The organism is Acinetobacter sp. 22301 (genome assembly GCF_052045285.1).
Classification (GTDB): Bacteria; Pseudomonadota; Gammaproteobacteria; order Pseudomonadales; family Moraxellaceae; genus Acinetobacter; species Acinetobacter pittii.
This window is the reverse complement of record NZ_JBQEOR010000001.1, coordinates 383,144-403,616: the sequence shown is the minus strand read 5'-3', so window position 1 is coordinate 403,616 and position 20,473 is coordinate 383,144. Positions and strand designations below refer to the sequence as shown.

The 20,473-nt window shown below is 38.7% G+C and carries 19 protein-coding genes; 5 read left to right on the top strand and 14 right to left on the bottom strand.

From position 1 onward, the window contains the following. Positions 1-29: 29 nt before the first annotated feature. A complete protein-coding gene (locus tag ACTJJH_RS01915; RefSeq protein ID WP_440600626.1) occupies positions 30-1,139 on the bottom strand; it encodes an amidase in 1,110 nt (369 codons plus the stop codon). Positions 1,140-1,288: 149 nt separating this feature from the next. Here ACTJJH_RS01915 and ACTJJH_RS01910 point away from each other — a divergent pair, with 149 nt between their 5' ends. The 3 genes from ACTJJH_RS01910 (at position 1,289) to ACTJJH_RS01900 (ending at position 4,872) form a co-directional block, all read left to right on the top strand. After that, a complete protein-coding gene (locus tag ACTJJH_RS01910; RefSeq protein WP_320124049.1) occupies positions 1,289-1,756 on the top strand; it encodes a MarR family winged helix-turn-helix transcriptional regulator in 468 nt (155 codons plus the stop codon). A gap of 400 nt (positions 1,757-2,156) precedes the next feature. Further along, positions 2,157-3,506: a spinster family MFS transporter gene (locus ACTJJH_RS01905; RefSeq protein ID WP_440600625.1), complete on the top strand. Its 1,350-nt coding sequence runs from the start codon at positions 2,157-2,159 to the stop codon at positions 3,504-3,506. Between the two features lie 109 nt (positions 3,507-3,615). Continuing rightward, positions 3,616-4,872: an OprD family outer membrane porin gene (locus ACTJJH_RS01900; RefSeq protein WP_440600624.1), complete on the top strand. Its 1,257-nt coding sequence runs from the start codon at positions 3,616-3,618 to the stop codon at positions 4,870-4,872. 34 nt (positions 4,873-4,906) lie between these two features. Here the strand turns inward: ACTJJH_RS01900 and ACTJJH_RS01895 are convergent, their stop codons facing one another. The 4 genes from ACTJJH_RS01895 to ACTJJH_RS01880 are packed head-to-tail and all read right to left on the bottom strand — an operon-like array spanning position 4,907 to position 8,741. Further along, entirely contained in the window at positions 4,907-5,650 is a 744-nt protein-coding gene (locus ACTJJH_RS01895; protein ID WP_057086172.1) for an SDR family oxidoreductase, read from the bottom strand. A 15-nt stretch (positions 5,651-5,665) separates the two neighbouring features. Further along, the gene (locus tag ACTJJH_RS01890; RefSeq protein WP_057086171.1) at positions 5,666-6,364 is read right to left on the bottom strand and encodes a histidine phosphatase family protein; all 699 of its coding nucleotides are present in this window, start codon (positions 6,362-6,364) and stop codon (positions 5,666-5,668) included. Next, complete coding sequence (locus ACTJJH_RS01885; RefSeq protein WP_440600623.1) at positions 6,361-7,482, bottom strand: phosphotransferase family protein; 1,122 nt, start codon at positions 7,480-7,482, stop codon at positions 6,361-6,363. The genes ACTJJH_RS01890 and ACTJJH_RS01885 overlap by 4 nt, the downstream gene beginning before the upstream one ends. A 17-nt stretch (positions 7,483-7,499) precedes the next feature. Continuing rightward, entirely contained in the window at positions 7,500-8,741 is a 1,242-nt protein-coding gene (locus ACTJJH_RS01880) for an acyl-CoA dehydrogenase family protein (protein WP_320123867.1), read from the bottom strand. Positions 8,742-8,829: 88 nt separating this feature from the next. Between ACTJJH_RS01880 and ACTJJH_RS01875 the strand changes: the two genes are divergently transcribed. After that, the gene (locus ACTJJH_RS01875; protein WP_440600622.1) at positions 8,830-9,750 is read left to right on the top strand and encodes a LysR family transcriptional regulator; all 921 of its coding nucleotides are present in this window, start codon (positions 8,830-8,832) and stop codon (positions 9,748-9,750) included. A 42-nt stretch (positions 9,751-9,792) separates the two neighbouring features. Beyond that, complete coding sequence (gene pcaU, locus ACTJJH_RS01870; RefSeq protein ID WP_002120879.1) at positions 9,793-10,605, top strand: IclR family transcriptional regulator PcaU; 813 nt, start codon at positions 9,793-9,795, stop codon at positions 10,603-10,605. Positions 10,606-10,623: 18 nt separating this feature from the next. Here pcaU and ACTJJH_RS01865 read toward each other — a convergent pair whose 3' ends face one another. The 9 genes from ACTJJH_RS01865 to pcaG form a co-directional block, all read right to left on the bottom strand. Then, entirely contained in the window at positions 10,624-11,490 is an 867-nt protein-coding gene (locus ACTJJH_RS01865) for an MBL fold metallo-hydrolase (protein WP_440600621.1), read from the bottom strand. A 4-nt stretch (positions 11,491-11,494) separates the two neighbouring features. Next, positions 11,495-11,908, bottom strand: a complete 414-nt coding sequence (locus ACTJJH_RS01860; protein ID WP_017481010.1) for a DUF6691 family protein — start codon at positions 11,906-11,908, stop codon at positions 11,495-11,497. A 4-nt stretch (positions 11,909-11,912) separates the two neighbouring features. Next, the gene (locus tag ACTJJH_RS01855) at positions 11,913-12,326 is read right to left on the bottom strand and encodes a YeeE/YedE family protein (protein ID WP_440600620.1); all 414 of its coding nucleotides are present in this window, start codon (positions 12,324-12,326) and stop codon (positions 11,913-11,915) included. A gap of 135 nt (positions 12,327-12,461) precedes the next feature. Next, positions 12,462-12,920 (bottom strand): DUF6438 domain-containing protein, encoded by a 459-nt coding sequence (locus ACTJJH_RS01850; protein WP_014206923.1) that lies wholly within the window; start codon positions 12,918-12,920, stop codon positions 12,462-12,464. Positions 12,921-13,568: 648 nt separating this feature from the next. Further along, positions 13,569-15,998, bottom strand: a complete 2,430-nt coding sequence (locus ACTJJH_RS01845; RefSeq protein WP_440600619.1) for a glucose/quinate/shikimate family membrane-bound PQQ-dependent dehydrogenase — start codon at positions 15,996-15,998, stop codon at positions 13,569-13,571. An 82-nt stretch (positions 15,999-16,080) separates the two neighbouring features. Continuing rightward, complete coding sequence (locus ACTJJH_RS01840; RefSeq protein ID WP_440600618.1) at positions 16,081-17,400, bottom strand: carbohydrate porin; 1,320 nt, start codon at positions 17,398-17,400, stop codon at positions 16,081-16,083. Positions 17,401-17,469: 69 nt separating this feature from the next. Next, entirely contained in the window at positions 17,470-18,924 is a 1,455-nt protein-coding gene (locus tag ACTJJH_RS01835; protein ID WP_440600617.1) for a right-handed parallel beta-helix repeat-containing protein, read from the bottom strand. A 19-nt stretch (positions 18,925-18,943) separates the two neighbouring features. Continuing rightward, complete coding sequence (gene aroD, locus ACTJJH_RS01830) at positions 18,944-19,771, bottom strand: type I 3-dehydroquinate dehydratase (protein ID WP_440600781.1); 828 nt, start codon at positions 19,769-19,771, stop codon at positions 18,944-18,946. A 69-nt stretch (positions 19,772-19,840) separates the two neighbouring features. Then, a complete protein-coding gene (gene pcaG, locus ACTJJH_RS01825; protein ID WP_440600616.1) occupies positions 19,841-20,470 on the bottom strand; it encodes a protocatechuate 3,4-dioxygenase subunit alpha in 630 nt (209 codons plus the stop codon). Positions 20,471-20,473: the final 3 nt, after the last annotated feature.

Below are 20,473 nucleotides of genomic sequence, written 5' to 3'. Positions count from 1 at the left end.
AACTTATTCATCATCTAACTCCTTGTAATTTATTGCATTGCATCAACACAAAATTTAGCTATTGCGCATAATTGCTCATCTTTTTGATGCTTCGATACGATCTGTAGGCCCACGGGTAACCCTTCACTGGTTTCAAGTGGCACTGAAATAACGGGATGACCTGATAAATTAAATGGTCGAACTAAACCTGTAAGATTCAAAAAAGCGACCGTGTTTTCAGCTTCAGAAACTTTCGGTGGAATTTGCGGAAGTGTCGGTAGAACCAATGCATCATATTTTTCTAATAAAGCATCGAGTTCTTGGGTCAACTGTGCTCTCACAACTTCTGCTTGTTTCACTTGCTCTAAAGTTGTTGCGGCAGCTTTTAATAAACGACCATTTACATCAGAACCAATTAAGCCCGTTTGAGTTAATTCACCAAAAGCTTGCCAATTTTCATAATTAATAATCTGCATGCCTGCGTCATAAGCCGCTTCAAAGTATTCAACTTTTTTTAAAACGGTCTCTAAATTCGCTTTTTGAAATGCTTGATAAATACAATTCCAAACAACGTCATCTGCGCTTACATCCAAAACAGCAAGTTTTGGTGCGCTAGTACATGCAGAAGGCTTGAAAGTTGGATCAATAATTTGCATGGCCTTTTCAATCATCTCGACTGAATTTGCAAAAGGACCAACGCAATCCAGAGAACTTGACGGCGGATATACGCCTTTTCTGCTAACACGGCCAAAAGTCGGTTTTAAACCAAAAACTCCACAGCACGCAGCGGGCATACGAATAGAGCCGCCAGTGTCTGTGCCTAAAGTAAAGTCAGCCTGTTTAGCAGCAACTGCCGCAGCCGAACCACTCGAAGAGCCACCTGGAATAAGTTCAGGATATTTAGGGTTAATAGGTGTACCAAAAGCATGGTTAATGCCTGTAATACCGAAAGCCAATTCGTGCAAATTTGTCTTGCCAATAATTTCGCAGTCAGCTTTCAAGATGTTTTTAACAACCTCGGCATCATCTTGAGCAGGTTCAACATTTAATAAAGCTCGACTGCCAGCAATGGTTTTTAGACCTTGAATATCAATTGTGTCTTTCACCATGACCTTGAGCTTGCCACTTCCTTTGTGCACGCTTTGGCTAACAATATTCATTCACTTTTCCATGTATTTTTATTGATTAATTAAAATATCGGAAAATTTAATGGAATTGTCAAGTATTTTTTATAATTTGTTCTCAAGGAAATATGCAAAATTTTGTTTATAATAGGATTACCCTTTTTTCACTAAGTTATTGCTTAGCTATGCTTGATCATTTAGAACAATTTCTTCCTAATAAAGAACCGTCGAGTATTCAAAATTTCCCTTTTTTTTGGGTTTCCCAAGTGAATGGAAAGTATTCACAACTGATTGAAAAATCAATAAAAAAGCTAGGTATTGATAATACACGCCGTAAAATTATTTTAAGCACTAATGCCCTTGGGGAAGCCAGTATCACCGACATTGCCAATCTTTCTACTTTAAAGTTAACGACGGCCACAAAAGCTGTATATCGCTTGGTAGAAGATGGAATTGTTGAGGTCTACTCTTCTACTTCTGATGAACGAATCTCAATGGTGAAATTAACGGCCAAAGGTGTTGATCTGGTTGAACAGATTAATCAGATTAGTGTGGTCACCTTGGCAGGTATCCTGAATGCTTTTTCAGAAGACGAGCTACACAATTTAAATACCCAGTTAAAGAAATTATTTGAACTGATGCCATCCAGCTAAATATTTCTCATTATGATAAATTAGCTTTCTTAGAGCAGTTAAAAATCTCTTTTTCTTTAGCTGCTCTTTCGTTAAAACAATAAAAATTAATAAAATCAAATTTTTATATCATAAATTTATCTGTATATAATTACTTAACATACTTTTTAGGTATTCTAACATACTTAATAAGTAATGGAATTTTACATATAAAAAGAAAATAATAATTCCATGATCTTAAAAATCCCATTAACTCCTAATTGGGTTTAGACGCACTCTTCCGGTCTGTACGAGACCAAATTACTCATTTCTAGCCTATTTATTATTCTTATCTAAAAGGGGGAAATATCGAAAACTTTAGAGGAATAATAAAAGTTAGATATCAATTTCTTTAAGCGTTTTATACATAAGGATTAAGTGTATGAACCAAAGTAATATCGCTGTTGAAAGGACACAAAAGAAAAGCAATGCTTATGCATGGTATGTGGTCATACTTTGTATGTTGGCATATATATTTTCATTTATTGATCGCCAAATTCTAGCGCTGATGATTGAACCCATCAAAGCAGATCTCCAACTTTCAGATACCCAATTTAGCCTGTTACATGGCCTTGCTTTCTCACTGTTTTATGCGGTTATGGGTTTACCCTTAGCCTATATTGCCGATCGTTTTTCACGACCAAAATTGATTTCAATCGGGATTATTGTTTGGAGCTTAGCAACGGCAACTTGTGGTTTAAGTAAAAACTTTATTCAACTGTTCTTGAGCCGCATGGCGGTTGGTGTCGGTGAAGCCGCTTTATCGCCAGCGGCTTATTCAATGTTTAGCGACATGTTTAGTAAAGACAAACTAGGCCGTGCTGTTGGGATTTATTCAATTGGCGCTTTTTTAGGTGGTGGTATTGCCTTTTTAGTTGGCGGTTATGTGATTAACCTGCTTAAAGGTGTGACACTCATTGAGGTTCCATTATTAGGGGCCCTTAAAGCATGGCAAATTGCCTTTTTAGTGGTGGGTTTACCCGGCATCATTATTGGTTTGCTGTTTATTTTGACCGTTAAAGACCCTGCACGTAAAGGCCAACAGCTCAACCAAAATGGACAAGTTGACCAAGTTAAATTCACACAATGTCTTCAGTTTATTAAAAAACATTCGAAAACATTTGCTTGTCATTATTTAGGTTTTACCTTTTATGCAATGGCACTCTACAGCCTGACTAGCTGGACACCTGCATTTTATATTCGTAAGTTTCAACTCGCACCGACTGAAACAGGCTATATGCTCGGTACGATTCTGTTAGTCGCAAATACATTAGGTGTATTTTGTGCAGGTTGGTTAAACGACTGGTTTATTAAAAAAGGTCGTCAAGATGCCCCGATGTTCACGGGTGTAATTGGTATTGTTGGCCTGATTATTCCAATTGCATTCTTTACTCAAACAGATCAGCTTTGGCTTTCAGTTAGCTTACTGATTCCTGCAATGTTCTTTGCATCTTTCCCTTTAGTGATTTCAGCAACTGCTTTGCAAATGTTAGCCCCAAACCAGTTTAGAGCACGCCTTTCTGCCCTCTTCCTTTTGGTGAGTAACTTAATTGGACTCGGTATTGGCACAACACTGGTAGCCATTATTACAGATAAAGTTTTTGGTAGCCCATTAATGGTGGGTTCTTCTTTATCTATTGTGGGTGGTTTGTCTTGTGTACTGGCTTTAATTCTACTTTTTAAAAGCTGCAAATTCTTTAGTGAAAGCATGAAGCTTGAAAAATTAAATTAATAGGTCTCACCAATTGCAAAAATGTACTCTCTAACTAAACGCTTAGAGAGTACCGAAATATTAGAAATTATTTAGTGCCGAGGACAGGCATACATCTGGGAAATGGATTATGGAATTATTTCACCGTTTTAAACCACACACTTTGGCTGTTGCCACTTTATTATTGATGTGCAGCAACTCATGGGCTGCAAATCCAAATCAGCAGTCCGAAGATGAATGGAAGTTCACGCTAAAGAATGCCTATATCAACCGTGATTTTGATAATGATGCCTTAAAAGATACTGGTAGTTGGTCTCAGGCAGCGTCATTATTTTATAAATCGAAAATGCATGACACCCGGTTAGTCATTGCAGACAAGCCAATCACGATTGGGGCTGATGCTTCTGTCCAATACGCCGTGCGCTTGAGTTCAGACAAACACGTCGCAGATACGGTTCTACCTTTTAATAAAGAAACGCAATCTCAGGCTTCAGATTATTTAAAATATGGTGCAACTTTAAAGCTGGGCTATGACAAAACACTTTTAAGTGTGGGTGAACTTTGGTTAGATTTACCTGTAACGGCAGTGGATGCTAGTCGTCAGTTACTCACTTCGTATTGGGGAACCAACTTAAAGTCACAACTTTCAGATCAGCTGTATGCAGAAATTGGTCGGGTTGAAAAAGTCTCTCCACGTAATGAAGAAGACTTTAAAAAGTTTTCTTTCACATCAAATGGGATTACTAAAGAATCTGATGGGTTAAATTATATTGACCTACGTTATCAATTCACGCCGTCTTTGAAGGGCGAATACTATTTTGGTAATTTAGAAGATCTGTATAACAAACACTATATAGGACTTGAACATACGTGGAAACAGCCAAGTTTTGCTCTGACCTCTAAGTTTAAATACTTCAATGCAAAAGATGATGGCAATACCTTTGATATTGATGCGCAGAACATTGGATTACTTGAAACGGTTAAAGTAAAAAACCATACCTTTGGTTTGGGTTACCAACAAATTATAGGTGAGTCAGCTTATCCCTTACCAGATGGTTTCTTACCAGAGACGTATTTCATTAACTGGAACGCTACTGGTTTCTTTAAAGAAGATGAAAAGTCTTACCATGTCATGTATGGCTACGACTTTAAAGATTATGTGCCAGGCCTAAACGCGATGGTGAAATATGTTTACGGACATGACTTTAAAGCAGCAAATGGTGAAAAGAACCATGAAACCGAGTCAAACGTTATTCTAAACTATGCATTTCAGCAACCCTTCTTAAAAGGCGTGGCTCTGCAATACATTCGGATTGATTACAACGTAAAACACGGCAATGACTTTGGCGAAGACCGTTTATTCGTCAATTACACCAAAAAGTTTTAACTAAGAAATCCCCCTAAAATTTAGGGGGTATTTTTTATCCTAATTTATTAACTAATCTTAAAGGCAAAACCTTCATAGCAATACTCATTGGTAACCACGGCCACTGTGGTACATAAGCTTTCACTGGTTGTTTTTCGATAGCTTTGACAAGTGCTTTGCATCCTGTTTTAGCATCGACTTCAAAAGGTAGATGTTTAGCACCCTCATTTATTTCCGTGCGAATGTAGCCTGGGAAAATTGTTGAGACTTTAATTGGAGTATCCAATAATTCAGCACGAATACCTTCAGCCAAGTGAGCAACTGCAGCTTTACTTGCCGCATAGGTCGATAAATGTTTTGGTAATCCGCGCATTGCACTCATAGACGACATTACCACCAAATGACCTGCATTTTGCGCTCTAAAAATTTCAATCGCTGCCTCACACTGTGCTAAAGCAGAAATAAAGTTTGTTTCGGCCGTGGCTCTGTTAATTTCAAAATTACCTTTACCAATACGGCGACCATTGCCTACTCCCGCATTTACAATAATTCGGTCTAAATAGCCAAATTCTTGTTTAAAGGCACGAAATACTTCAAAAACCTGATCGTAATTGGTGACGTCCAGATTTTTTGCAATTACTTTAATACCGTACTGATTTTCAAGTTCAGTTTTTAAAGTTTCTAATCTGTCTAAACGGCGTGCACAAATCGCCAAGTTATAACCTTTTGCTGCAAATTCATGCGCCATACCCGCGCCCAATCCAGAACTTGCACCCGTAATTAAAATCGTCTTTGCCATGCTTTTATCCTTATTTTAAATCCATGTCAGTAAATCTGGACGCTCAGCTTTTATAAAATGATGTTCATTTAAACTTAAAACCTGAGCTTCATTTCCAACCAAACGTAAAGTCGTGAGGCTTGTATTCGCAATTGCCCAATTCAATGCAAAAGTTCGATTGGGACTGAGTTCAAGCAGTTTTCCAATTGCTACAGAAATCACACCACCAGAGCTAAAAACAATTGCATAGCGAGGTTTGGTTTTTGCTAACTCATCACAAAGTTGCTGCAATGCTGTTTCGACTCTTTCTTTAAAATGTGGCCAAGACTCATCATATTCATGATGAAAATCGCCATCTGTCCATCGTCCAATGGCACCTTCGAATATTTTGGCAAGATATGCGCGAGGGTTTTGTTCTTGCGCCACGTCAGCTTTCAACAGTTCAGGCTGTTCAAAACGCGGTTCATAACGGGCAAAAACTTGTTGGTGGTTAAACTCATTCCATAAATTATTATGATGAATCACCGTATCTGGGAAGCATTCATTTAGTGCAAGCTTTGCAGTCTGCTCATGACGCTGCATAGTTCCAGCAACCACATAAGGTTGTTCTTTCAATATTTGCTTAAAATAATGGCCTAATAAAGTCGCCTGAGCCTCACCATTTTCAGAAAGCTCATCATAGTTACTTTTACCAAACGATGCCTGTCCATGTCTTACCAGATAAATTGTGGTCATTTTCTTAAAATACCCTGTATTTTCTGTAGAGATTGCTGAGCAAATTCAGATTCTTGCAATTTTTGCTGTGCGATAAGTTTTAAAGCTCGGATATGTAGCGCATGAATCACGATCCAGAAATCTTTAAATGCAGGATTTCGGGTTTGTTTATGGTAATAACGGTAATAGATTTGCTGGGCAATCACTGCTAAACGGAATACACCGAAGACCTCATAAAAAGTCCAGTTTTGAGGTTCCAATCCTGTTTTTTGCAAATAATAGTCAACGACTTCTTTTCGAGAGAACATTCCCTTTAAGTGGGTAGGCTGACGGCGCGTCGATCTAAAAATCATATTATCCGTTGGCTCAACCCAATAGGCCAAAGCACTGCCCAAATCCATTAATGGATCGCCTAAGGTCGCCATTTCCCAATCAAGTACGCCAATCACTTCAGTTGGATATTCTGGATCTAAAATCACATTATCAAAACGCCAATCATTGTGAATAATACAAGTCGTAGAGTCTTGAGGGATATTATCGTTTAGCCATTTTCGAACATATTTAAATGAAGGAACGTTGATTGTACGGACTTTTTCATAGCGCTTATCCCAACCTTCAACTTGTCTACGGCAATATCCCGCACCTTTGCCTAGTTCAGCTAAAGGCGTGTTCTCATAAGGAACTTGATGTAGCTCAATGAGCTTATCAATAACGTTTACACAAAGTTGATGAACATCTTCCTCATTAAAACCAAGCTCAGGTGGCAATTTTGCACGAGGAATAATACCTTCAATGCGTTCCATGACATAAAAATCACAGCCAATGACCGATTCATCCTTACAAAGTGCCACCATCTTAGGAAGCACTGGATAATAAGGGGCCAAATTTTTCTGCACCATATATTCACGGGCCATATCGTGGGCTGACTTCGCTTTTGTTCCTTTTGGGGGACGTCGCAAAATTAAATCGGTATTTTCATATTTTAAACGATAAGTCCAATTCGACGCCCCACCCGTATATTGAGTAACGGCTGCTGGACCAACCAACTCAACACCTTGGTTTTTTAACCAGTTTTCAACTGCCCCAATATCAAGCTCTTCACCTTCACGTACTTCACCGCCTACATCAATTACCGACATATTCACTTCCTTTAAACTTATACTTTCTTATGACGACCATAACCACGTTTGGCCAACTCTAATTTGGCAATCATGCCTTTATGTACTTCATCCGGACCATCAGCTAAACGTAAACTGCGTGCTTGGGCAAAGAAACCCGTTAATGGCGTATCTCTTGAAACACCTGCACCGCCATGTAGCTGAATTGCCATATCGACTACTTTTTCTAAAACGCTCGGAGCGACTACTTTAATTGCAGATATTTCTGTTAAAGCAGCCATATTTCCTAAAGTATCCATTTTATAAGCAGCATACAAGGTTAAAAGTCTGGCTTGATCTATTGCGACTCGAGCATCAGCCACGCGTTCGAGGTTTCCACCGAGTTTTAAAATTTCTTTGCCAAACGCCGTTCTAGACATGCCTCTATCAATCATAAGCTCTAGTGCTTTTTCAGCAGCTCCGATACAGCGCATGCAATGGTGAATACGCCCTGGCCCTAAGCGACCTTGTGCAATTTCAAAACCTTGCCCCGCTCCACCAATAAAGTTTTCAAGAGGCACTCGAACATTGTTAAAGTGAACTTCACCATGTCCATGTGGTGCATCGTAATCACCAAACACAGGTAACATACGCTGAATTTCAACACCCGCCGTATCAATCGGTACTAAAACCATAGAGTGTTGATGATGACGGTCTTTGGTTTCATCTGGAGTATGTGCCATAAAAATAATGACTCTGGCATTTGGGTCACCTAAGCCAGACGACCACCACTTTTTGCCATTTAAAACAATTTCATTACCATCAATGAGTGCAGTCGCTTGCATATTGGTTGCATCGCTTGACGCAACATCTGGTTCAGTCATACAAAAAACAGAGCGAATTTTTCCGTCCAGTAAAGGCTCTAACCATTGTTGTTTTTGCTGTTCACTGCCATAGCGCCATAATACTTCCATATTTCCCGTATCTGGTGCATTACAGTTAAAAACAGTGGGCGCCAATAAACTACGACCAGTTAATTCAGCAATATGCGCATATTCTTGAACTGATAACCCTGCACCCAGCTTTTCATCAGGTAAAAACATATTCCAAAGGCCTGCTTGTTTGGCTTTAGATTTTAGAGTTTCTAAAAGCTCGGGCCACTGCCATTTTTTCCAGTTTCCATCTGGATTTAACTCATGAACTTCTTCCCAAAATTTTGCTTCGACAGGTTCTATTTCTTCTTGAATAAATTTTTTAGTTCGCTCAGCAAAATCCTGAGCTTTTTTTGAGAGTTCAAACATTCTTTTTCCTTTACATCATTATCTGGTCTTTACATCAACATAACTTGAAACTTAATATGAATGAAATGATTTTATTAAATAACACCTCATGAATAATATTCATAACTTACATGGCCTAGATCTAAGTTTTTTCCACCGGATTGATATCAATTTATATCCGCTTTTTATCGCGATTTATGAACAAAAAAGTATTTCGAATGCCGCAAGTAGCCTTAATATTACGCAGTCAGCGGCAAGTCATGCTTTGCAGCGTTTACGTCAGCAACTTGAAGATGATGTATTTATACGAGTAGGCAATAAAATGTCTGCCACTCCTTTTGCTGAGCAGATTTACCCAACTGTTAAGCAAGCACTTTTAACCATCCAAAATATTAGCCAACAGAAACATGTTTTTGATCCAACCAGTTTAAAAAGCTTAAAAATCGCCGTTCATGATGAGATTGAACCAATTATTCTTCCAAGACTGGCTCAACATTTTCAAAATCTTAATTTAGATTTGCAGTTTGTGAGTATGAAGCTAGATCGAAAACATATTATGGCGGACTTGGCGACACAACAGCTCGATTTCGTGATTGACCTAGAACAATACTTATCTCCAAAAATTACCTTTGATCATTTGGTAACAGATGAGTTTGTCATTTGCAGTCAACTTAAAGAAGTTGATTTATCCAGCTATATCAGTGGTCGGCACATTGGCGTTTCGTCACGCCGTACGGGCGCTTTACTTGAAGATATTTATTTAAACCAACACCAAAAAATCTCTAGAAATTTATTTATGCGCTGTCAAAACTATTCAACGGCGTTACAAGTTTTGGGAGCTCAAGCCGACGCAATACTCACCATGCCTCGAATGATTTTACAGCATTTGTCTTATAGTCATGAAATTTGCTTACATTCTCTGCCTTTTGAGATAACCAATATTAAAATGGGTATGTTTTGGCACGAAGATTTAAGGGATAATTTAAGACATCAATTTTTGCGACATGAAATTATTAAACTTTTTCATTAAAGCAAATTGATCTACTAAGCTTCTATCGTACAAGGACCAGTAATGAGTAAAGATGAAAGGATAATCCAGAATCAGGACAACAAAAAAACGATTCGTCATGAAGATTACATTGCTGGCATTGGTAAAGGCATGGCGATTTTAGATAGCTTTAGTAGTAATCAACATCGTTTAAACATTTCTATGGCTGCTGAAAAAACTGGGCTTACCCGAGCAGCAGCAAGGCGTCATTTATTAACTTTAGAATATTTAGGTTATCTTGAGTCAGATGGTCACTATTACTATTTAACTCCAAAAGTTCTTAAATTTTCAGGAGCTTATTTAGGTGCAGCCCAGCTTCCGAAAGTATCTCAGCCTTTATTAAATCTGTTAACTAACCAAACTTCTCTCATTTATTCGGTGATGGTACTTGATGGTTATGAAGCCATTACTATTGCTCGTAGTGCGGCCCACCAACAAACTGACCGTGTAAATCCATACGGCTTACACTTAGGTAACCGTCTGCCTGCTCATGCGACATCTGCGGGTAAAATTTTACTGGCACATTTAAGCCAAGAAGAACAATTGGACTGGCTCCAAAAATATCCTCTTCAGCGTTTAACTAAATATACGCATGTCGAAAATGATAAATTTTTAGAGTTACTACAAGAGATTCGAGAACAAGATTGGTGTTATTCGCGTGAAGAACACGAATTAGGAGTTCATGCGCTCGCCGTACCGATTTATGGGCAAGACTTTAAAGTGGTTGCAGCTTTAAATATTGTTTCTCCAACTATGAAAACAACTGAAGAATATTTAATTCAACATATTCTGCCGCTATTGCAAGAGACTTCGCGGGATTTAAGACAAGTTCTTTAAATCTTGCTTAGGCTATTTCTAGAAGTAGTTGAAAGGAATTTTCAAATAACGAATGCCGTTTGATTCTGGTTCCGGAAAGTTTCCACCGTTCATATTAATTTGAATTGAAGGCAGAATTAATTTTGGCATTGCCAAAGTAGCATCTCTTTCTTGACGCATTTTGATGAATGATTCTTTAGAAACTTGTCGATTTAAATGAATATTGCTTTGCTTTTGAGTTTTTATATCTGTTTGACAGATATATTCATCACGACCTTCGGGCTTATAGTCATGGCATAAAAACATGCGCATATTGTCGGGAAGTGTATAAATTTTTTGGACCGAATCATAAAGCTCAGCAGCACTTCCTTTAGGAAAGTCACATCTGGCCGAACCATAATCAGGCATAAATAAAGTATCACCTACAAAAACAGCATCAGCAATCACATAGCTTAAGCAAGCGGGTGTATGCCCTGGTGTAGGAATGTTATAGGCTTCTATCTCCCCTATTTTGAATTGTTCATAATCTTCAAATAAATAATCAAAAGGCTGATTTTCATTAAATTTCTTAAAATCAAAATTATAGATAGCCGAAAATGTTTCTTGTACTATCGAGATTTTTTGACTAATTGCAATTGTACCGCCCAATTTAGATTTTAAATATTGAGCCGCAGTCATATGGTCGGCATGTACGTGGGTTTCTAAAATCCATTGTACTTTGAAGTTTTGCGCGAAGACATAATCGACGATCAGATCAGCATTGGATGTTTTTGTAGTGGCCGATGCGGCATCGTAATCAAGCACGCTATCAATAATAGCGCATTGAAGAGTCGCTAAATCCGCAACAACATAGCTAAAAGTATTGGTGTTTTCATCAAAAAAATCTTTTACTAGAGGTTGTTGCATAGGCTTAATTTCCTTTATTTAAAATTCGGTAAATAAACATTCCTAATAACATTGCGACAATAAAATAAAGCGCTTCAAAATGCCCTAATCCAATCAGAGTTAAAGCGGGCGCTGGACATATACCTGCTATTCCCCAGCCTATACCGAAAATAAAAGCACCCACAATTAACCTTTGGTCAATCTGTGTATTCGTTGGTAATTGAATTTGTTCATTAAAGAGTGTTTTAGGAGTTTTTATAGCCTTTTGAAATGGAATAAATGCCACAGCAATAGCACCTAACATTACAAACATTAAGCTAATATCCCACTGCCCAAAAATATCTAAAAAACCTAATACCTTTTCTGGATTAGACATGCCAGAGATCATTAAACCTAATGAAAATAAGCTACCAAATAAAAAAGCAAAAATGTTTTTCATAGGATTACCCCATCACATGACGAATGATATAAACCGTTAACATGCCAGCAAACATAAAAACTGCTGTCGCTATCATCGAACGTTTTGATAACCTGCTCATACCACAAATACCATGACCGCTTGTACAACCCGACCCTAACCGTGTTCCAAAGCCTACAAGTACACCTGCTAGAATAAGTGCAAATGTATTAGCTTTAATTTCAATTTCAGGCTGATAAAAATAACTATATATGAAAGGTGTAATCACGAGTCCCGCAATAAACCAGAATGCCGAACTCTTAAAGGTGTCTTTAGTAGCATTGATGACTTGAGCAAGCAAACCACTGATTCCGGCTATACGGCCATTTATATATAAATACCCAACTGTTGCGATGCCTAGTAATAAACCACCAAAAAAGGCATAGACAATATTTGACATATAACCACTCTTAACAATATATGTTTTTATAATATGTATTATACGCTGATTCTTTTAGAAATACTTAATATAAAACTTTTGAGTGTATAATTCTTCTTAACAAGAAAAAGCCCCAAGATTTTGGGGCTTTTATCATTAAATTAGATCTTTAATGCCTAATTGTTCAGGTAACTTTTCCATAACCTTATTCAATCTATTATTTGCTGGAGAGATACAACCTGTGTAATGGCTTAATTTAGTTTCTGTGCCATTAGGTTGAATCCAAGTAATGTAATAGCTAGACATGTCGGTCGCTGTTTGCTGGCAACCCGCAGTTTTTGATTGTGTACCTGTTTCAGGGCGATAAGTTTTTAGATCATCTGCAAGTTTTTTATAATCTTTTACGCTACCTTGAATTTCTTTAACGCCTATAGCCTTAGTGTATTGTTTACCTTCAAAGCGAATTAAACCTGTAGGTGTTACTTCTACAGAATAAATCGGACATGCGCCAAAACATGGGCTAGAAGCATAGCGAATTGTCTCTTGTGTATTCGGTGCTTGCTGAACAGAAGCACAACCCATCAAAGCTAAACCAGATAAAGTTGCAAGAACCAAAAATCTCATTACATCACCTATTATTATCAAGTGGCTTTAATTTATCAAATCATACACTTCTTGTCATTAAAGACTATTTTTTGTGATTTTATTCATTATTTAACATTTAATTTTGCTTAGGCTATTGAGCATAATTCAAAAATCATTTTTTTCATCCATAAAAAAAGGCCCATCTTTCGATGAGCCTTAAGCCATAAAAGCTTAAATTCCTGAAATACAAATTATTACTGGATAGTAATAATCTGCGTCGACCATTCTAGCGCAACCCAATAAATTATATAAATATAATATAAGTATATATTTAAGCTCATTTTTCCAACAAAAAACACCGTATTTTTAATGTTTAAAACTTAATAATGTTTATTTTTAATTAAAATTCACAATGTTAAGTTAAACAAAACTTAATAAAAGTTAAGGTTTTATTTATAGGTAAAATATCCTAAGGAACTGGTCAATAGTTAAGCTATATCTAGCGTTCAGGCTGAATTGACCATAAGCCTATTTCAAGTTTAGCAACAACATCAAGCACTTTTTTACTATTTGGTAAAGCTATCTAGTTAAAAATATAGAATTTACTTTCACTCTTTTATATAAAAAATATATTAAAGGTTAAGGCAAAAGAGAAATACTCTCTTTTGCCTAACTTAATTATTGTTCTAAGCTATAAGCGATCACATAATCGCCATGATCAGGTGATTGACGTGCTCCACCTGCGGTAACAACCACATACTGTTTACCTGTTTTAGGTGAAACATAGCTTATTGGTGTTCCTTGGCTACCTACTGGCATGCGTGATTTCCACAGTTCCTTACCTGTAGATGAATCAAATGCACGTAAGTAGTAATCTTGTGTTGCAGCAAAGAAAACTAAGCCACCTTGAGTTGCCATAGGCCCACCAATTGTTGGCATACCGATCGGTGCTTTTAAACCCATCTTGATACCCATCGGCCCAGTATCTTCAACTGTACCTAATGGTACTTGCCATGCAACTTGACGAGTTTTCAAATCAATCGCAGTCATGGTGCCAAATGGTGGTTTTTGACAAGGAATGCTTAGAGCCGACATAAAGCGGTTTTTATTCACTTTATATGGTGTACCTTTCATTGGTACAGCTCCCATACCTGTGTTTACTTTCTCTCCACCATTCGCCTGAATCTTAATATCTTCAGGAGTTTGCTCCATCAATTGAATCCACAAACCAAGGCGCATATCGTTCACGAACATATAACGATGAGTCGGGTCAAAAGCGATGCTACCCCAGTTCATACCACCCAACGAACCTGGGAAGCTTAATGAAACATCAGTACCTGGTGCAGTAAATAAGCCTTCGTAACGCATTGACTTGAAGTTAATACGACACATCAGTTGATCGAACGGCGTTGCGCCCCACATATCTGACTCAGTTAAAGTCTGATTACCAATTTGAGGCATTTCAACTGAACGAGGTTGAGTTAAGCTGTATTGTTCACCCGGAATATTGGCAGGTTTAACTGGCTGTTCAATTACTTTAGTCAACGGTTTACCCGTTACTCGGTCAAGAACAAAGAATTGGCCTGATTTGGTTCCAATGACAACAGCTGGTTTAGTCGTACCATCTTTTAATGGGAAGTCAACCAAACTCGGTTGCATTGGTAAGTCAAAGTCCCATAAATCGTTATGAACAGTTTGATATACCCATTTTTCTTTACCTGTTGTCGCATCAAGTGCTAACACAGAAGTATTGTATTTATGATCCAATGGATTACGGTTACCACCCCAAATGTCGACAGATGAACTACCCATAGGTAAGAACAGCGTGTTCATTTGTGGATCATATGACATTGCAGCCCATGAGTTTGCCGAACTACGTTTATAGGTTTCACCCGGTTTAAGAACATAGTTAGGATTTGGATTACGCGGGTCAAATGCCCAGCGAAGTTTACCCGTAATCACGTCATAACCACGAATAACACCACCTGGCATATCTGCGGCTACATTGTCGGCAATACGGCTACCCACCACAATAGTTGTTCCAGCAATAGTCGGTGCAGAAGTCACTTCAAAACGTGGAGCTTTTGTTCCAGCGCCAAGACCTTCTAGCAAATCAACCGTTCCATTTACACCAAAATCAGCACAGCGCTGACCGTTATCTGCATTCACTGCAATTAAACGACCATCAGGTGTGTTGGTATATACACGGCGTGGACATGCCGTATTGGTTGCAACCGCAGTTACTGCATTTGCACCAGCTAAAGTTGGTTGTACAAGCGGTTTTGTTGAATCAAAGTATGCAACACCACGGCAACGTTCCCAAGCATCGGCTGTAGAGTTCACCTCAGCTTTCCAGAGTTGCTTGCCCGAGTCGGCATCTATCGCAAAAATGTTGTTATGTGGTGTACATAAAAACACTTTATTTCCAACTTGTAGCGGGGTCATTTGGTCTTCAGCCCCATTACCGCTACCCGTTGTAAAGTCGCCCGTTCTAAAGCGCCAAGCTTCTTTTAATTTATGAACGTTATCACGGTTAATTTGATCGAGCGCAACAAAGCGGCTACCACCTGCATCATTACCATAATTTTCCCAATTCACCTGTTTTTTTGCAGGGTCAACTGGTACTAAAGGTAGTTTTTCACCTGAGCTTGCTACTGTTGGATGCGGTTGGAACATTTGGTAGAGCGCAATCAACATTCCCGCAACAACTAAGCCACCTACTGCATAAGCTGAAGATGCCAAACTAGTTTGAAATTGGTAGCGTCGAATTGAAGGTAAGGTAAAGAACAACGCAGCAAAAAGACCAGCAGGAAACATTAAGCGCGAGAATAACGGCCAAAACTCCCATCCAGCATCAATGAGTGACCAAATTACCGTACCAACAAAAACAGCCGCAAAAATCCAGACGCCCAGCGCTTTTTTTCGGAAAATACTAATTGCTGAAATGGTTATAAACAGTCCTGAGATAAGGAAATACCAAGAACCACCGAGAGATACTAGCTTTCCACCGCCCACGATATAAAAAATACCAGTAGCCAATAAAGCTAAACCTAAAATAAAACACCATATTTTGAATAAGATATGAAACTTAGAATCTGACTCAGACATAGATCCTACTCCACATATACTGAACCCGAATAGTTCAAGCATTTGGGCCAGTTAAACTATGTCTAACCAGCCATCAATATTATTAAAAATTAACTTTTACACTCAGGCCCGCCACCCAAGCATCATCGACTTCTTTCACACCAGCAGGTTGATGGATATATTGAATGTTTGGACGTAACATGACGGCCGGAGACCATTGATAGGTATAGTTCAACTCGACATTTAATTCGTCATCTTGAATTGGAATATAGTCAGATGCAATCGAATCATAGCCATAGTATCCGCGGCTTTCGTTTGTCGCGATCTGTTTATCTTTAGCACGGTCATTAACTACATAATTGGCTATACCAAAACCAATCGAATCATTTGGACGGCTATCAAACGGTCCCTTATACCAAAGAGCAAGCTGTTGCGTACTTTGAATGAAGGTAGTTGCTTTATCATTTACAACACCATTAAAACTTACATATAAACCGCGTTTCGGATCTTCGCCTTTATTCGTAAGTTGTTGCTGTGCATTAAGCCAGAAACTTTGTTTTCCATCATGAACCTTACCCGCAGTTTTAATATCATTGGCTTCTGCGGTTGAGTACAGTGCACCTACTTTATATTCACCCGGCAAGCCATTAAAGGCAGCAAGTTTTGGTTTCCACGCCAGCTCAACCGGTATGGTTGCGCCCTTCACATTGTTCATATCCAGATTAAAACCATCACTATTTGATTCGGTTTTAATGTTGTCTGGATTGACCTCATACACACCCAACCCCAAAGTCCATTCAGGTGAAAACTGATATTTAACGTTTGTCGCCCAAACACCGACTGGTGAGTTATACCAAATTGAACCAATTGATTTTCCTAACTGCCCACCGCAGAGCAATAAGTTCTGAAATTCACATTGAGAACTATTAAAGTCCTCTGACATTCCCATACGACCAAATTTGACCTGTACAGTATTATCAACAAAACCCTTCTTCACCCACGCTTGAGACAGACGCCAGATTTTACCGCGTCCGTAAATTTCTTGAGCATTGCCCAATTGGCTAGAACGTGGGTCTTTAATACGCTCAAGAGTTAATGCATTGCCGTCACGTTTAGTCACGACTAGGCTCGCTGTTGTATCTTTCCATCCAGCGATTTTTTCTAAATCGAAGTTTGCACCTAAAGAAAGTTGCGCAGCATTTTCAAAAGTATTGCTGTCGTTGTAACCACCATCTAAATTTGTAGCACTTTGGCTCATAATAGAAGCTGTAAATTTATAGCCCTGCTGCTCTAATTGCTGGCGTTTTCCATTCCAGTCGCCTAGCAACCATTGACGGTCTTGTGACCAAGGCTCATTCGCGAGCGCAAATTGGCTACCTAATACAGCGATTGTTAACACACTCAATTTCATTAAATTTGGCATTTCAAGTCCCTTTTATCATTTCTATATTTCTATGCTGCGCCTCGGTTTGAGGCGCTTTCCTTATTGTTATTATTTAGTTTGTACGGCCGAACTAAGTTCAGACGTAGCTCCAAAACGATCAGTAATATTCGCTGTAATTGAGGCAACTTTTACAGACAGCTTCCAATTTGCTTTTGCGATCCCTTGTGCATCTGTAGCAACAGTTATTGCTCCTAAATATTGCTCAGCTTCTTTTGATGCCGCATTTTGATTGCCAAAAAATTCAACTTGGTAACGTTGATTTGGTAAACCATTAATTTCTACAGCCAATGAACCTTTGTTCGCAGTTAATTTAGGAGCTTTAATACCCTGATTAGGTTGAGCATTACAGCCTTGTTCATTTGGCTGAGTACATGTTTTTTGCTGTTTAGATGGGTCAACAACCACACCACCTCCACGAGAACCTACAAATCCGGCATGCTCAAGTGCAGGCACAGCAAATACAATTGCACCCAAACGCTGATCTGGTACACATGAACCACCCGCTTCACAGCGTTTAATATCTTTACCATTGTCCCAAATCAGGTTTTTAGTCAGTGTAATTTTTGCATTTGCATCTTTTTCAGAACGGATGGCTACACCAATACGGTTACCATGTACTTTATTGCTATCAAGAATATTGCCATCACCCGTCATGTTAAAACCAATCGAGTTATTGGTCATTTCGTTGTAAGCGATATAGTTACGCTTACCCCAGTTGATCTGTAAGCCATCTGAATAGTTTTCAAACTTATTACCAACCACAGCATTGTCATTACCCCACAAGATTTCAATACCTTGTGATGGTTCTGGATTTGCTTTAGTTGAAACAAAATGGTTATTCGCAATTAAGTTAAATGCTGCACCACGTGTCAGCTCTAGACCATCACCATTGTCTTGGAAAATGTTGTCTAAAACTTTGTTGTTATTGGTGGTGGTTGCAGTTGGGTTACCTTGACCATCATCACCCGTCAACATAACACCAGCACCACCGTAGTTATTACTAATACGGTTGTGTTGAATAAGGTTATTGCTTGAACGGTTAATCAATACCCCAATACAGAAGCGATGAATGTCTAAACCTTTTAAAGTGACATTGTTGACGTCACGCAGTACCAATCCCGGTAAAGTCATCGTACGTACATTGGTGCCGTACTGTTCAGGGTTTGCACCAGGACAAGCTTTTGCACCTTCGCCTTTAATATAATTTGAACCATCAATTGCGATGTATTCGCCAGTTTTATCCCACTGGGTACCAATGATTTTGACAGGTGCTTTAATTTCAGGAAGTGCACTATTTAATTTAATCGCATAAGGCGCTTTACCTACTGCTTGAATCAAAATGTCGCTAGCTTCGCTTGGGTTTGCATTGGCTTGTTCAATTGCCCAGCGTAAAGAGCCTTTATTGCTATCGTCTTGATAACGGTCAACCACATAAGTTTGAGCCGCAGCTATGCCTGAAACCATCAAACCTAATGCAAGAGTAGTTAAACGTAATGTATTCATTTCATCATATCCTTATGATTTATGGGTTTGTTGGTTGAACTGTTTGTAAAATTTGTTTGAGCTTGGTCACATCAATTTGACCCGGTGCAGAAGCCTGACCAATCATGCCAAAGCTATAACTTCCGCCCATGTTGGCAGTCGCAACACGCGAAATCGTACCAAGTTGCCCCATCGACATCGTTAACAATGGTTTAGTGGTTTGCTGACTTACTTTTAAAGTTGCGTTCATTAAAGTGAAAACGTCTTGTTTAGATTTTGGCATAACGGCAATTTTTAGAATATCTGCACCCATCTGGTCTTGTTTTAACAAGCGTTTTTCAATTTCATCTTGGCTTGGTGTTTTTTGGAAGTCGTGATTAGACATGACAATTAGTACTTTCTTTTGATGTGCTTTTTGAACAATTTCTGAAACTACTTTTTGATCACGGAACATTTCAACATCTATCCAATCCATGAACGGATTCTTTAAGTAAGCTTGATAAGTCTTACCATAATCCACATCACTAATTTCAAGCTGGCCGCCTTCGTTTTTCGTACGAATGGTGGCAATCATTGGCTTATTGCCCAAAATCTTTTTCAACTCATGGCCCAAGGAAATCACTTGTTTTGTATCACTCGCAAAACTAAGTAAATCGATACGAAACTCTGCCAAATCAGCATCTGCTGTATTTGCAATGACTTGAGCTTGTGCCAAAGCTTGTTCTTTGGTTTTTGCGGTAATCGGAACAATCGTTTTAACGGCTGTATTAGCAGGTTGTGTTTGAGCAGCTAAAGCAACAGGTTCAGCATTCACCTGTGCAGTAAAAAATGGGAGTGCAAGCAAACTTAGGCTTAATAATGTTTTCATGTTCATATCGTTCATCCTTAAAAAGGCTACACGCATCCTTGAATAATCAGGTGTAGCCTTAGGTGTTTCTTAAATATCAAAAAATACAGTTTCTTCATCACCTTGAATACGAATATCAAAGCGGTAAGCAACTTCACCATTTTCTTCAAAACGTTTTGCAATAAGTGTTTGGCGACGTGGTGCCCATTCAATGCTATTTAGAATTGGGTCGTTAGCATTTGCTTCAGCTTCATCTTCAAAATAAACACGTGTATGAAGACCTAAGTTAATACCGCGAGCGAAAATGACTAATGCAATATGAGGTGCTTGAGTTGAACCTTTACGGCCTACTGTCGCGCCCGGTTTAATCGTATTGAAACTCCAAACACCCGTTTCGAAGTCAGCACCTGTACGGCCCCAACCTTGAAATGCTGGGTCAGCTTTTTGCTCACGCGTATCTGCCTGACTTGGATAAATACCGTTCGCATCAGCTTGCCAAATCTCAATCAGCACATCGCGTAGCGGTAAACCCAACCCGTCAAACACTTGGCCTTCAAGACGAATACGCTCACCTTTGGTCTGATCTTGTACTAACTGGTTATTAAAGTTGTTTTCAAACACTTCAATATTTGCTTGTTGTGGCAATAAGCCAATGTGAACGTAAGGTCCACCTGTTTGAGATGGAGTTTCTTTTAGTTCCTGAAAATTCCAGTTATTCATGCT